At 41.5% G+C, this 14,551-nt stretch carries 8 protein-coding genes; all 8 read left to right on the forward strand.

Annotation, left to right across the window (positions count from 1 at the left end):
• Positions 1-14: 14 nt before the first annotated feature.
• Positions 15-1,763 (forward strand): DUF5018 domain-containing protein, encoded by a 1,749-nt coding sequence (locus AAG747_RS16250; RefSeq protein WP_346822255.1) that lies wholly within the window; start codon positions 15-17, stop codon positions 1,761-1,763.
• Between the two features lie 366 nt (positions 1,764-2,129).
• Complete coding sequence (locus tag AAG747_RS16255; RefSeq protein ID WP_346822256.1) at positions 2,130-3,683, forward strand: sulfatase family protein; 1,554 nt, start codon at positions 2,130-2,132, stop codon at positions 3,681-3,683.
• 150 nt (positions 3,684-3,833) lie between these two features.
• Entirely contained in the window at positions 3,834-4,451 is a 618-nt protein-coding gene (locus tag AAG747_RS16260; protein ID WP_346822257.1) for an RNA polymerase sigma factor, read from the forward strand.
• A 248-nt stretch (positions 4,452-4,699) separates the two neighbouring features.
• Entirely contained in the window at positions 4,700-5,734 is a 1,035-nt protein-coding gene (locus AAG747_RS16265) for a FecR family protein (protein WP_346822258.1), read from the forward strand.
• Positions 5,735-5,997: 263 nt separating this feature from the next.
• Entirely contained in the window at positions 5,998-9,492 is a 3,495-nt protein-coding gene (locus AAG747_RS16270) for a SusC/RagA family TonB-linked outer membrane protein (RefSeq protein WP_346822259.1), read from the forward strand.
• Positions 9,493-9,504: 12 nt separating this feature from the next.
• Positions 9,505-10,983, forward strand: coding sequence for a RagB/SusD family nutrient uptake outer membrane protein (locus tag AAG747_RS16275; protein WP_346822260.1), 1,479 nt, complete (start codon positions 9,505-9,507; stop codon positions 10,981-10,983).
• Between the two features lie 215 nt (positions 10,984-11,198).
• Positions 11,199-12,926: a tetratricopeptide repeat protein gene (locus tag AAG747_RS16280; protein WP_346822261.1), complete on the forward strand. Its 1,728-nt coding sequence runs from the start codon at positions 11,199-11,201 to the stop codon at positions 12,924-12,926.
• Positions 12,927-13,078: 152 nt separating this feature from the next.
• On the forward strand, positions 13,079-14,548 hold the full coding sequence (locus tag AAG747_RS16285; RefSeq protein ID WP_346822262.1) for a sulfatase: 1,470 nt from the start codon (positions 13,079-13,081) through the stop codon (positions 14,546-14,548).
• The last annotated feature ends 3 nt before the right edge of the window (positions 14,549-14,551 follow it).

The following is a 14,551-nucleotide window of genomic DNA, read 5'->3' on the forward strand; positions in this document are numbered from 1 at the left end:
CAATCTTATATGCTATGAAACACCTACTAAAATTGACAAGCTTGTTGATGGCTCTCCTCTGGATGACCACCGCTTGTGATAAAGATTCCGATCCGGTGAGTAATGAAAAACTCTTTGTAGAGTTTAACCTTGAAGCATCTTTGAACGAAGGAGTTGAAAATGATGTAACAGGAATTATCAAAGACCATGAAATCATCTTGGAAGTGCCTGCAGCCGCCAATATTTCCAACTTGATCCCGTCTTATACCCTTTCGAATGAGCGTACTATTGTATCTGTAGGAGGACAAGTACAGCAAAGTGGCAAAACCGCCCAAGATTTTTCCGAACCTGTAGCGTATAAGATTACTGCTGAAGATAACAGTAGCAAAACGTATACGGTAAAAGCAGTGCGTTCTGCCACCATCATTGCTTTTGGTTTTTATGCCGAAGACAATCCCGGGGTTTTATTCAAAGATTATGAGGCCAATATCAACGGAGTGGATGTTGAGGTTTCCGTTCCGGTAGATGCGGACATCACCAACTTGGTAGCCCGCTTCGAAACTACCAGCGGTTCTGTGGTGAAAGTAAGTGGCAATGAGCTGGAAAGCGGAGTCTCTGCGATCGACTTTACCAGCCCGGTAGTTTTTGTCGTAAGCGATGATAACCGTAGCGAAAACTTTACCATTACCGTAGGCCGTCTTACTGCTCCGGAGTGGTATATGATCGGCTTTGCAGGTTTTATCAAACCCCGTACAGATGAACTGGTGATCAACATTAATCCGGTGACACATATGCCTTACTTGGCGTTTCAGATTGATGGAGAGATTGATGGAGAGTCAGTACCCTCCGAAGAAGAAAAAGCGGCCGTAATGGCTTTTGATGGTACGGATTGGCAATACATAGGTCCTGAATCCGGGATTTCTGATGCCAAAGTGGATTATCTTTCACTTGCTTTTAATACAGAAGGAGTTCCTTATTTGGCATATAAAGACTTTTTTGAAAGTCCTAATAAAGCTACTGTAAAAGCCTATAACAATGGAACTTGGAGTACAGTGGGTAGCGAACGCTTTACCGAAGGCCGTTCTGACTATGTTTCAATGGTGGTAGCAAAAGACAATACACCTTATGTTTCATATAGTGATCGGTCTGGGGTAACCTTGCCAAGCCGTGGTTTTAATATTATGAAATATGCAGGAGCCTCATGGAGTACAGGGAATCCTCCGGCAGGAGTTATTACTGGGCATAATCAATTATGTAAGTATAACGAGCATGTATATGCTGCGATTATGGAACGTTCAAATGGTAGTAATAACCCTTCTGTCTATAAGTTAACAGAAGGTATTTGGACTGTGGTAGGAACACCACAATTTAGTGCTCATGAAGAAGCAGGATTTATACAAGTGGATTTTGCAATTGAGAATGAAGAAAAAATGTACTTGGCATACCAAGTAATCCAAACAGAAGGGAGAGTCAACTACGTAATGATGTACGATGGTACTGATTGGGCAGCCATCGGAGAAGGGGTGAATGTAGGATCAGAAAGAGACAATTTTAAAATTGCAGTACACCCTAACGGCACACTTTACTTTGCCTATGTGGATGCCAACGGATTACATGTGAGAACTTTTAACGATGAAACCAATAACTGGAATGAGGATTATCTATTGGTGGATCAAGAAGTAGAGAGTTTTGACCTGGAAATTTCTGCAACTGGTATCCCCTATCTCGCTGCTGTAGTAGGGGATTTGGATAAAACCGTTGTTTGGACATTTGACATACCATAAAGAATTGCTTTTAGTTGATGAATGGCTATTCATACTTCTCGTCTTGATGTTTTTTTATGCCATTCAATGAACAATCGTGCATAGCAATTCCCTAGTTTTTATTTTATTTTTGAACAAACCTGTCTATCCTGTAGGCAGGTTTGTTGGTTTTTATAAAGAACCTTTTAGCTTACCTTGCAAACAATCTCTGATCAGGGTGGCTTTGCATACTTAAGTAAGCAAAAAACACTCGCACTTTTATACCTTCTTTCCTTACCCGACCCTTTATCTTTTCATTGATCCTTCTGTACCTTTGTGGAAGATTGATTAATTTAAGCCCCTCAAAGTAACAACCTATTGTAAACCTTTTTAATTAATCTATTTAGTATGAAGCAAAATTTCAAGTTTTACTCCTGTTGTGCGTTGCTTGTTGCTGTGATATTAGCCGGCTGTGGCAAAACGCAAAAAACGGAAGAAAGTACTACTGAAACCGCCTCAAAACCCAAGCAACCCAATGTGGTGTTGATCTATGCGGATGACTTGGGCTACGGAGATGTGAGTGCTTATGGAGCTACCAAAGTAAGTACACCCAATATTGACAAAATAGCCAATAACGGAATGCGCTTTACCAATGCGCATGCTACCTCTGCCACTTGTACACCTTCCCGCTATTCCATGTTGACGGGGCGTTATGCCTGGAGAAAACGGGGTACCGGAGTGGCCCGTGGAAATGCCGGTTTGATCATCGATACGGCTCGTACCACTTTGGCTACGGTATTTAAAAAAGCCGATTACGCCACAGGAGTAGTAGGGAAATGGCATTTGGGCTTAGGGCCACAGGAAGGACCGGACTGGAACGGAGAAATTACTCCCGGTCCTAAACAATTGGATTTTGATTATTCTTTCTTGATTCCTGCCACCGGCGACCGGGTACCTTGTGTGTATTTAGAAAATGACCGGGTCGTAGACTTGGATCCGGCCGATCCTATTCAGGTAAGTTACAAGGAAAAAATCGGAGACGAGCCTACCGGAAAAGAAAATCCTGAGTTGTTGAAAATGAAGCCTTCACACGGACACGATATGACCATTGTCAACGGTATTAGCCGGATTGGCTATATGACCGGAGGAAAAGCAGCCCGTTGGGTGGATGAAGACATGGCGGATGTGATTACCCACAAAGCCAAAAAATTTCTGACGGAAAACAAAGACAATCCTTTCTTCTTGTTTTTTTCGACACATGATATTCATGTGCCCCGTGTACCTCATTCGCGCTTTGCCGGTAAGAGTGGAATGGGACCTCGTGGCGATGCTATCTTGCAATTGGATTGGTGTGTGGGGGAAGTCATGAATACCTTGGAAGAATTAGGCCTATCCGAAAATACCATTGTCATTTTTACCAGCGACAACGGTCCGGTGGTAGACGATGGCTATGAAGATGAAGCCGTGGAAAAGTTGAACGGGCATACGCCTGCAGGACCTTTGCGTGGTGGGAAATACAGTGCCTTTGATGCCGGAACCCGTATTCCGATGCTCATCCAATGGCCGGGAACTATTCAGAAAGGAAAAGTGACTGACGCAATGACCAGCCAGATCGACTTCAAGGCTTCTTTTGCATCCTTGTTAAAGGTGGAAGTAGATGCTTATGACAGTGAAAACCTCCTGGATGCATTGACCGGAAAAACCGCTACCGGAAGAGAGTACCTTATTGAGCATTCCGGCACTTTGGGAATTATCAAAGACGGATGGAAATACATTGAGCCGAGCAAAGGGCCAAAAGTTTTTGCCTATGTGGATATTGAATCAGGGTATACCGAAGAGCCTCAACTCTATAACCTGAATGAGGATATGGGTGAAGAAAAGAACCTTGCGGCAGAGCACCCTGAAAAATTAGAGGAATTAAAAACGTTGTTGGAAGAAGTGAAAAACCAGCAGGATATTTAATTGAAAAATGAAAGATTCGGTGTCGGGGAGCCTATTCCCCGACACCTGATTTCCATAAAAAGAAACCCCCGTTCCTATACCTTCCCTTCTGTATTCTCTTAATAATTTTTCCGGGTTTTGCTATTATCCCTGTAAAATATTCTAACTTTAATGCTCTTTTTCAGCATTCTAAAAAAATATAGCCCTTATTTGTCCAATCAAGAGTCCATACTGATACATGCTCTGAAAAAAGATGAAAAGGCTGCATTCCGGCAGTTATATAATTTATATGTAGGAAAAGTGTATCATTTTGCAAAGAAATTTGTGTTAAATCCGGACTACGCTCAGGAGGTAACCCAGATTGTGTTTATCAAAGTTTGGGAAAGCCGTCATAACATTAATCCTGACCAATCTTTACATGGGTATTTGTATGTCATTACCCGGAATGCCTCTTTTGATTTTTTGAAAAAAATAGCCAAAGACAGGGACTTGCGAGAGGAACTTTTGGACTGGAATGAAGTACAGGTAAATGAAACGGAATTTACGGTTTTGTTTTCCGAATATGAAAAATTAGTGTACGAAGCCATTGCGAAACTTCCGCCTAAGCGCCAGGAGATTTTCCGGATGGGGCGTTTGGAAGGAAAAAGTTATGAAGAGATAGCCAATCACTTGGGTGTTTCCAAAAATACCGTCAAAACCCACCTGCTCAAGGCCTACCGGTTTGTTCGCCAATACTTACACAATTATGCCGATATGATTATTTTATTGGCCATGGGTTTTTGGCTTTAGTAAGTTGATTCAGAGTTTACTGAAGTGGATTCTCCAATCCCGAGAATGCGTTTTCGAGTGCCCCTGCTGTCCTTTTTTAGTATAAATTCCGTTTGTTTATTTTGTCTTGATAATCAATATGTTACTTCATTTGTGAATTGCATATTAAAAAAATATTAAAAAAAATTAACCTGAGAGTCACCCTCATCTCCTTTCAGCAAGTACTATACAAAAGACCTGAATCGATGAACAGCCAATGTAGATAGATAATGGATTATCAAGAACTGTTAAAAAAGTACATAGAAGGGAAAGCAGGTAGGGAAGAGACCAAGCAACTACTAGACTATCTTATAGCCCATCCGGACGAAAAGGTGCCGGGATTTGTAGAACAAGTGTGGAAGGAAGCCAATGCTCAAACGGGGGAAGAGGCAATGTATGAGGAGATTTTTCAGAATTTGGAACAGAAGATTCAAACTCCGAAACCTGTAAATTTTTCAGCTCGTCATAGGCACTTACCCAAGAGGCGTAATCCCTTGATCTACTGGTTTACGATTGCGGCTAGTTTGACAGTCTTGTTAGTGAGTGTTTACCTGATCAATCAAAGCCTGCAACCTCAAAAGAAAGACGTGGTGAGCAAGCCTCAACCGGAGGTGGTTACCCATGCGAATCCGGAAGGACAAAAAACGCAGTTTTATTTGCCGGATGGTTCTTCAGTGTGGTTGAATGCGGGAAGTACTTTACGTTTTCAAAAATCCTTTGAAGGAAAAACAAGAGATGTCAAATTGGAAGGAGAAGCCTATTTTGAAGTGCAGCACAATCCTGCCAAGCCTTTTAGAGTGCATAGCGAAAAGGTAGTGACGGAGGCCTTGGGAACTTCATTCAACGTAAGGGCGTATCCGGAGGAAAGCAAGGTGAATGTGGCCTTAAATACCGGAAAAGTGAGAGTGGATTATGATGAGGAAGATGACAGTGGCCAAAATTTAGTGTTAAAACCGGGGGATGGAGCAATTTTCAATAAAGAAAAACGATCTTTGCAATCATTTCAATTTAATCCTAAAAAAGAATTTGGCTGGAAAGAGGGGTTGATCTTATTTGAACAAGCCTCTTTTGATGAAGTATTCGACGAACTTAAGCGCTGGTACGGGGTGGAGTTTACTTTTATCAGTCAACCACAAGATCCTAACTGGAAGTACACCGGAGAATTTGAAAAACAACCTCTGAGCAATGTGTTGCAGAGTATTGGCTATACTAAGAAATTCGATTATCGGATTTCGAAAAAGAAGGTACGAATTACTTTTCTATAACTAATACAAATATTTCTGAGATAACTATGAAACTGAATACCTCTTAATTTTAAGAAGAAAACAGCGCAGATTGGGGGTAGTATAACAACGTACTTCCATCTTTTACATGTCGGCTGCCTGCTTGATAACAAAGCATATGGCAGAAACAAAAAAGCTCCAATTGATCTAAAGGGCAAGGAAGATCAATTAGAGCGATAGGATATTTATTGTTCAACAAATACCGATACTAATATATGAAAAGGAATCCATTACACCTAATTCTTATGTTTTCTAAGCATTTCTTGGTCGGTTGTCTTATACAATGCTTGCTTTTTAGCTTGGTATACGCATCCGAAACAAATGCCCAACAAAACCGGAGCATCAATGATGTGACGGTGGAAATAAATATGCCTAGTGGTAAGGTGAGCGACTATTTTGCGCTGATCGAGTCACAAACGCAATTCAAATTTTCGTACGATAGAAAGGATCTGCAAAAAAATAACACATTGGTGCGGATCTCGAATGCCTCTACCGTAGCCGAAGTGCTTACGGAAATTTCCAGAACAGCCCGCTTGAAGTTCAAACAAGTGAACAAAAATATCAATGTAACTCCTATGGAGAAAACTCAGGAGAAAGAGGTGATTGTAGAACTCCCAATGCAAGAAGTGTTGGTTTCCGGTCAGGTGATTTCTTCAGAGGATAACACTCCCATGCCAGGGGTAAACGTAATCATCAAAGGAACCAACACCGGAACGATTACTGACATTGACGGTAACTATAAATTGACCGTGCCGGATGCCAACAGTACCTTATTATTCAGCTTTGTGGGCTTTGAGGCACAAGAAGTAACCTTAGGGAATAACACGGTAATCAATGTGAAGATGGATCCGGACTCGCAAGAGTTGGATGAAGTGATGGTAATTGCTTACGGTACTACTGACAAGCGTTCTTTTACCGGATCAATGACTCAGGTAGGTGCAGAGAAAATCGAGCAACGGCCAATTACCAACGTGAACAGTGCATTATCCGGTGCCGCACCGGGTATCCAGACCAACACCGGTAGCGGACAGCCCGGTTCAGGACCTTCTATCCGTATTCGTGGTTTTGGTTCTGTAAACGCTAGTAGTGATCCTTTATATGTAGTAGACGGAGTCCCTTTTTCAGGAAATATCTCTGACCTGAACGTAGGCGATATCGAAAACATCTCTGTGTTGAAAGATGCTTCTTCTGCCGCTTTGTATGGTTCAAGAGCTGCGAATGGTGTGGTGATGATTACGACCAAAAGCGGAAAAGAAGGGAAAAGTCAGATTCAGGTGAAAATGTCACATGGGGTAGTGAGCCGTGGAATTGACGAGTACGAAACGGTCAATGCCAAAGAATACTATCCTATGATGTGGGAAGCTTACCGGAATAACTTGGCATACCGTTCAAAAGACCCACTGAGCTTAGAGGATGCCAACAAACAAGCTTCCGGATTGGTCCCTGGTAAAGATGGAATCAAAGACTTATTAGGTTATAATCCGTTTAATGTAGCGGATAATGCTATTGTTGGCACTGACGGAACTTTGAATCCGAAAGCGGAATTGAGATATTCTTCTGATGATCTGGATTGGTTTGATCCTATCGAGCGTACCGGTTCCCGTCAAAACTATTCTGTGGGAGTGAATGGAGGAACTGAAAAGTCAGATTACTTTATCTCTTTGGGCTATTTGGATGAGAAAGGGTTTATTAAAAACTCAGACTACGAGCGGATCAATGGCCGGTTAAATTTAAATACAAGACCGACGGATTGGTTTAAAACCGGCTTGAATATTTCCGGAGCCTTGAGTAAGTCGAACATGACCAATGACGAAAGTAGTAACGGATATGCCAACCCATTCTACTTCAGCCGGAATATGGGACCGATTTACCCTGTATATGCCATTGGTGCTGATGGAGAGTATATTCCCGATTTACATGGAAAGCGACAGTATGATATAGGGGATATGACAGAACTAGGCTTGCCTTTACGGCCAAGTGGAGCTTTTTCAGGAAGGCATGTGATAGCCGAAAATGCCTGGAACAAAAACGAGATCAAGCGAAACCAGTGGAGTGCAAGAACTTATGGGGAAGTTACTTTTCTGAAAGATTTTAAATTCAGAACCAATATCAGTGTGGATATTTCCAACTATGAGAGATCGGCTTTTGATAATTCTATCGTTGGAGACGGAGCACCAGCGGGAAGGTCGCGGAAAATCAATACTACCACTACAGCTTATACTTTCAACCAGTTGTTGAGCTATGAGAAGTACTTCGGTAAGCACCATATAGATGTGTTAGCAGGGCATGAAAATTACGATTATACCTATAACTACAACTATGGAATGCGTCAAGTACAGGCGGCCACTGGAAACATGGAGTTGATTAACTTCACCACAACCAATGGCTTGGAGTCTTATACTAATAAACACCGGATTGAAAGTTACCTGTCCAGAGCCAACTACGATTACAACGATAAATACTTCCTTTCTCTTTCATATCGTAGAGACGGTTCTTCAAAATTCCACCGGGATTATCGTTGGGGAGATTTCTGGTCGGTAGGGGCTTCTTGGCGTATGGACAATGAAAGCTTTATTCAGAGTGTGGATTGGATCAATCACTTGAAAGTGAGAGCTTCTTATGGGGAGTTAGGAAATGACGGGCTTCAAGATGAGGATGGTGATAATATTTATTACGCTTGGCAACAATTGTACGGTTTAGGGTATAACAATGCTTATGAGCCTGGGTATTTATTACAAACATTGGAAAGCAAAAATTTGCTTTGGGAGTCAAATGCTACCTTTGATGTTGGGGTTGACTTTGTGTTGTTTCAAGACCGTATCAATGGTAGTGTAGAGTTCTTCCATAGACAATCGGATAACCTTTTGTTTAGAGTTCCTGTGCCTGTATCTAGTGGTTTTGATGATAAAAATGAGAATGTGGGTACTATGTGGAACCGGGGTTTTGAGATCCAATTGGGGGTAGGTATCATTCGCAATGAAAACTTTAACTGGGACTTAGACCTGAACTGGACAACCGTTGAAAACAGAATCACAAAACTTCCGCAAGAAGAAATCATCAACGGAACCAAAAAACTGAAGAAAGGTCAGTCCATTTATGACTATTGGTTGAGAGACTGGTACGGAGTAGATCCTGAAACAGGTGATGCCTTGTATGTAGCTGAAACGTATAATGCGGAAAATTCCAAGATCATCGATGGAGATACGGTAACCACAGATCACAATAATGCACGCTATCATTACAGTGGTTCCGCGATTCCTGATTTTTACGGTGGGTTTACCAATACTTTTGCTTACAAAAACTTCACTTTGTCCGTATTGATGACCTATCAAGTGGGTGGTAAAGTATACGATGCAAACTATGCTTCTTTGATGCATCCGGATGACTACGGTAGAGCTCTGCATAAAGATATGTTGAATCGTTGGCAAAAGCCAGGGGATATCACTGATGTGCCTCGAATGGATGCAAGTAATGGAGGAATTTATAATGCCCAGTCGGATCGTTTCTTGACGGATGCTTCCTTCTTAACACTTCGTTCGGTAAATCTAATGTATACCTTGCCAAGTCAGCTTGCTTCCAAGTTGAAAGTGCAAGGCGCCAATGTGTATTTAAGCGGGGAGAACTTGTGGATAGGCAGTAAACGGAAAGGAATGAATGTAACCCAATCGTTTACCGGAGTTACTTCGAATGCTTATTTACCGGCAAGAGTGATCACTCTAGGTTTGAATTTGACCATTTAAACAGCTATGACAATGAGAAGATTAATATATAGAATCAGTTTGTTATTCTCTGCACTCTTGATTTTGAATTCCTGTGCAGACGATTATTTGGATACAACCCCTACGGATGCCATTGACAAAGATCAGGCATTTAGTACGATAAAGAACGTATGGGGGGCTCTCAACGGAATCCACCGGGCCATGTTTATGCAATATGACCGTATGGATCAAGCCGGACAAGGGTCAATGATGATCAATTTTGATATGTTGGGAGAGGATTTGGTCATGAACTCATCCGGAAACGGTTGGTTTAATTCTACTTACAAATGGAGAAACCACCGTAGTGAAAGCAGTTCAATGACTTTTTATTCTTATCGCTTTTATTACAAGTTGATTGCCAACGCCAATATGATCATTCATAATGTTGATGGGGTGGTAGGACCTGAGGAAGAGAAAAAAGCAATCAAAGGCCAGGCTTTGGCTTACCGAGGTTGGGCACATTTCATGTTGGTGCAGATGTTTGGCGAACGCTATGTAGCTGGCCAAAACAACAAGCAATTGGGTGTTCCTTTGATGACTGAAGTGACGATCGAACCCCAAAAAAGAGCTTTGGTGGAAGAAGTGTATGAGCAAATCAACAAAGACCTGGACGAAGCGATTCTGAATTTAGACGCAGGTATCGGGAGAGAGTATATTTCCCATATCAGTGTGGAAGTAGCAAAGGGTGTGAAAGCAAGAGTGGCCTTGGCTATGCAAGATTGGGAAACAGCCGCTACTTATGCCAATGAAGCCCGAACAGGCTTTGACTTGATGAGTGAAAAAGAATATCTGTCAGGCTTTAATTCGGTAGATAACCCTGAGTGGATGTGGGGAAGCGAGCAAATTTCTATTCAGAACAATTACTTCTACTCCTTTTTTGCTTTTATGTCAGCAAACTTTAGCTCTTCGAATATCAAGTCTAATCCTAAATCGATCAATTCCACGCTTTACCATCAGATCGCTGATACGGATTACAGAAAGCAATTGTGGTCTGAAACCGGACAAGAAGATGATTTTCCTATACCTCCGGGAGGAAAACGATATCCTTATATAAATAAGAAATTTTTGGCCGAAAATAGTGGAAGTAGTATCGGAGATATCCCTTATATGCGTGCTTCGGAAATGTATTTGATTGAGGCTGAAGCAAAAGCTCAATTAGGCTTGTATGGTGAAGCGGCAGATTTGTTGTATGCTTTAGCAATTCAAAGGGATGAGAAGTATGTAAAATCTACTAAAATCGGACAAGAGTTGATCGATGAAATTATGTTACAGCGAAGAATTGAGTTATGGGGAGAAGGTTTCCGTTTTCTGGATTTGAAGAGAACAAATAGCAAACTTGACCGGACCGGAGCAAACCATAAAGAATCGCTTAGTATTGTGATGGAAGTAGCACCTGGTGATAAGAAATGGCAGTTCTTGATCCCACGGGATGAACTGAATGCCAATGACTCTATTGCTCAAAATCCATTATAAAAATCTTAGGCTTAGCCAATAAACAAAACTATCACTTGGACCAAATGACTCTTTTTACCTTCCGGAATTTGTTTTCCGGAAGGTATTTTTATGCCTGATGCTCTCTTGTTTTCCCTCTCTCCTGATTTCAGTTTCTTGTATATACAACTTTTGCTCCTTATATTTCCACGTGCATTATTTGTAATGACTTGCACAGAACTATGAACTTATCCTGTATGCAAGATAATTACCCTGTTACCTATCTCCCTTTCTTGATAAAGGCAATGCTTCTCTTTTGTATCAATATTACACCATTGCCAAGAGCCTTTGCGGAAACCTCATTGACTGACAGTTTACATCATCAAATGATTCAGAAAATTGAAAAAGAGGAAAAAGATTCGGCCTTTGTAAACCGGGTCAATGCCATTGCTTGGGCTTATTTAAATACGGAACCGGATTCGTCTCTTTACTATAGTGAGAAAGCTCTGGAACAAGCCCGGAAAATCTTCTACTTACACGGGCAAGCGCATGCGGTCATTAATATGGGCCGCTATTACCGGAATAAAGGAAATTTTCCCGAAGCTTTAAAACATTTGCTGGAGGCTCTCCGCTTGTATGAGCAGGATGGAGATTTAGCACAAGTAGGGCATTCCTATACGGATATAGGGGTGGTTCATAATATGAATGGATCGAAAGACCTCTGTCTGAAAAACTTCTTAAAAGCCAAAGAGGTATTTGAAAAGTTAGGGAATAAAAAAGGCATTGCCCATAGCTATAATAACCTGGGTATTCTGCATGAATACAATGGGGAGGACTCCCTGGCTCTTGCCTATTATCAAAAAGCATTGGAAATTAAAAAAGAACTGGGGAATAAACAGGAAATAGGCGTGTCGTTAAACAATTTGGGAGGCTTCTACAACGATCAAAATGACTATTCAAAAGCCATTCAGTATTATGAAGAGGCATTGAATTACTTTAAGGAATCCAGCCATCCCATCGGCTTGATTTCTACTTACAGTAGCATGGCGAATACATATTTAAGTTTTCATCAACCGGGTATAGCCAAAAAGTATTACGAACAAGCGTTGGAATTAACCGAGAAAATCCAATCGGGAGTGTGGAAATCCAAAGTACTGGAAGATTATATCACCTATTTTGAGAAAACCGGAAATTACAAAAAAGCTTCCTTCATGTACAAAGATTTTATCGGTTTAAAAGACAGTTTGTTCAATTCGGAAAAATCGAAGCAGATGGCCGAAATGCAAACACGCTTTGAAACAGATCAAAAAGAACAACAAATTGCCTTGTTGGAAAAAGAGAACCAACTGGACCAAATTAAAAAGTATGCCTTGGGGGCAGGCTTGTCATTAAGTTTGGCTTTAGGTTGGTTATTGTATTATTTCCAACAAATGAAAAGAAAGTCAGAACAAGAATTATATCAAAAGGAAAGTAAGTTGCAACGGGTTCAAACTGCTATGGCCCAAAAAGAACGGGACGAAGCCCAAATGGAACTTACCTATAATCAAAAAATGCTGAACTTTTATATGAATCACTTCAAAGAGAAAAATCAGCATATTGAACAACTCAAAGTCCAGATCGAAGTTTTAAAAAATCATAAAAAGACCTCTAAGGAGCTTCCCGATGTCCATTATTTCCAATTATTGAATTCTACATTGATGACTGAAGAAGAATGGGCAGAGTTCAAACAATTGTTCGTACAAGTACACGGGATATTTTTTGAGCAAATCCAACGGTGGGAGCCTGCCTTTACCGAAGAAGAAATCCGTATAGCTGCCTTGCTGAAATTAAAAATGCAAACAAAAGAAATTGCCGGTATGCTAGGCATTGCCCCTGAAAATGTTATTAAATTCAAGTATCAAATTAAAAAGAAACTCCACATTCACGATGATCAGAAGTTGGAGTCCTTTATTGAAGAAATGGGTGCGGAAGGAAAAGATACATGACGAATGCTCATTAAGGCCCGGAAATAAAAGCAGATAGATATAAAACCTTTATCTGGCTTACTTACTTTTAGTGAAATTTGGACAGGGTCTTATCTACCCTGAAGGCCCATATTAAGGACTTCAAGACATTTTTTTAAAACAGTCATATTACTATGATCCGGCAAACACTCCTTTTAATGGTAGTCGCTTACATGTTCGGGGCTTGTCATACCCCGGGGCCTCCCAATGTTTTGTTTATCGCAGTGGATGATTTGAGGACTGAGTTGGGGGTTTATGGAAATCCCATTGTACAAAGCCCTCATTTGGACAGGCTGGCTACAGAAGGGCGTTTGTTTACGCATCATTATGTACAAGTGCCGACTTGCGGAGCTTCCCGGCATGCTTTACTCACAGGGAAATATCCTACACAACAAAAGCATTTAAGCAATGATATCACGGCCGAAACCCTGGCCAAAGCTCCTGAAAATACGCTTCCCGAAACTTTTATCCACCATTTCAAAAGAAACGGTTACTACACGGTTGGTATCGGCAAGATCAGCCACTCAGCGGACGGTCAAGTTTACGGTTATGAAGAAGCCCCTTCCGGGAAAAGGGAGTTGCCCTATAGCTGGGACGAACTGTTGTTTGATCCGGGCAAATGGGCAACCGGATGGAATGCATTTTTTGCCTATGCTGATGACGAAAACCGGCAAAGCAGGAAGCGACAAGTGAAACCGTATGAGCAAGCGGATGTTACCGATGAAGGTTATCCGGATGGCTTAACAGCCCAATTGGCTGTTGCCAAACTCAAGGAGTTAAAACAAAAAGAACAACCCTTTTTCTTAGGAGTAGGCTTTTTCAAACCCCATTTGCCCTTTACCGCCCCGAAGAAATACTGGGACATGTACGAGCGGGAATCAATCCCTTTATCGCCCAATCCTAACATTCCCGAAACTGTACATCCTCTTAGCCTACACGGCAGCGGAGAGCTCAATGGCTATTACCTGACCGATGAAAAAGCCGGGTTAAAAGAGACTGTTTCAGAGGAATATGCCCGCAAGCTGCGGCATGCCTATTTTGCTTGTATCAGTTATGTGGATGCGCAGATCGGGAAGGTACTGGACGAATTGAAAAAGCAAGGATTGGATGAAAATACCATTGTCGTGGTTTGGGGCGATCATGGTTGGCATTTGGGCGACCAAATGGTTTGGGGAAAACATACATTGTTTGAAAGAGCCTTAAAAAGTTCTTTGATTGTGAAAGTACCGGGAATGCTCCAAACTGGAGTTCCGGCAGAAGGCCTGGTAGAAACCATAGACATTTACCCAACCCTTTTGGAGCTATGTGGTTTGAAAGCATCCATCCCTCTGGATGGAAAGAGTTTTGTGGCTCAATTGAATTCTCCGGAAAGTGACGGTAAAGTAGCTGCTTACGGCTTTTTTCGCAAGGGGATTTCTATGAGGACAGAACGCTACCGTTTGACCAAGTATTTCCGGAAGGAGGAACCCCTATGGGAATTATACGATCATCAAACGGATCCCGATGAGACGAAGAATATTGCCCGTGAAAAGCCCGAATTGGTGAAGAAATTAATGCCTCTTTGGGAAAAAGGAAATACGGGAATTTATCAAAGAAAAAACTGACCA

The sequence above is a fragment of the Rapidithrix thailandica genome (genome assembly GCF_039710355.1).
Lineage (GTDB): Bacteria > Bacteroidota > Bacteroidia > Cytophagales > Flammeovirgaceae > Rapidithrix > Rapidithrix thailandica.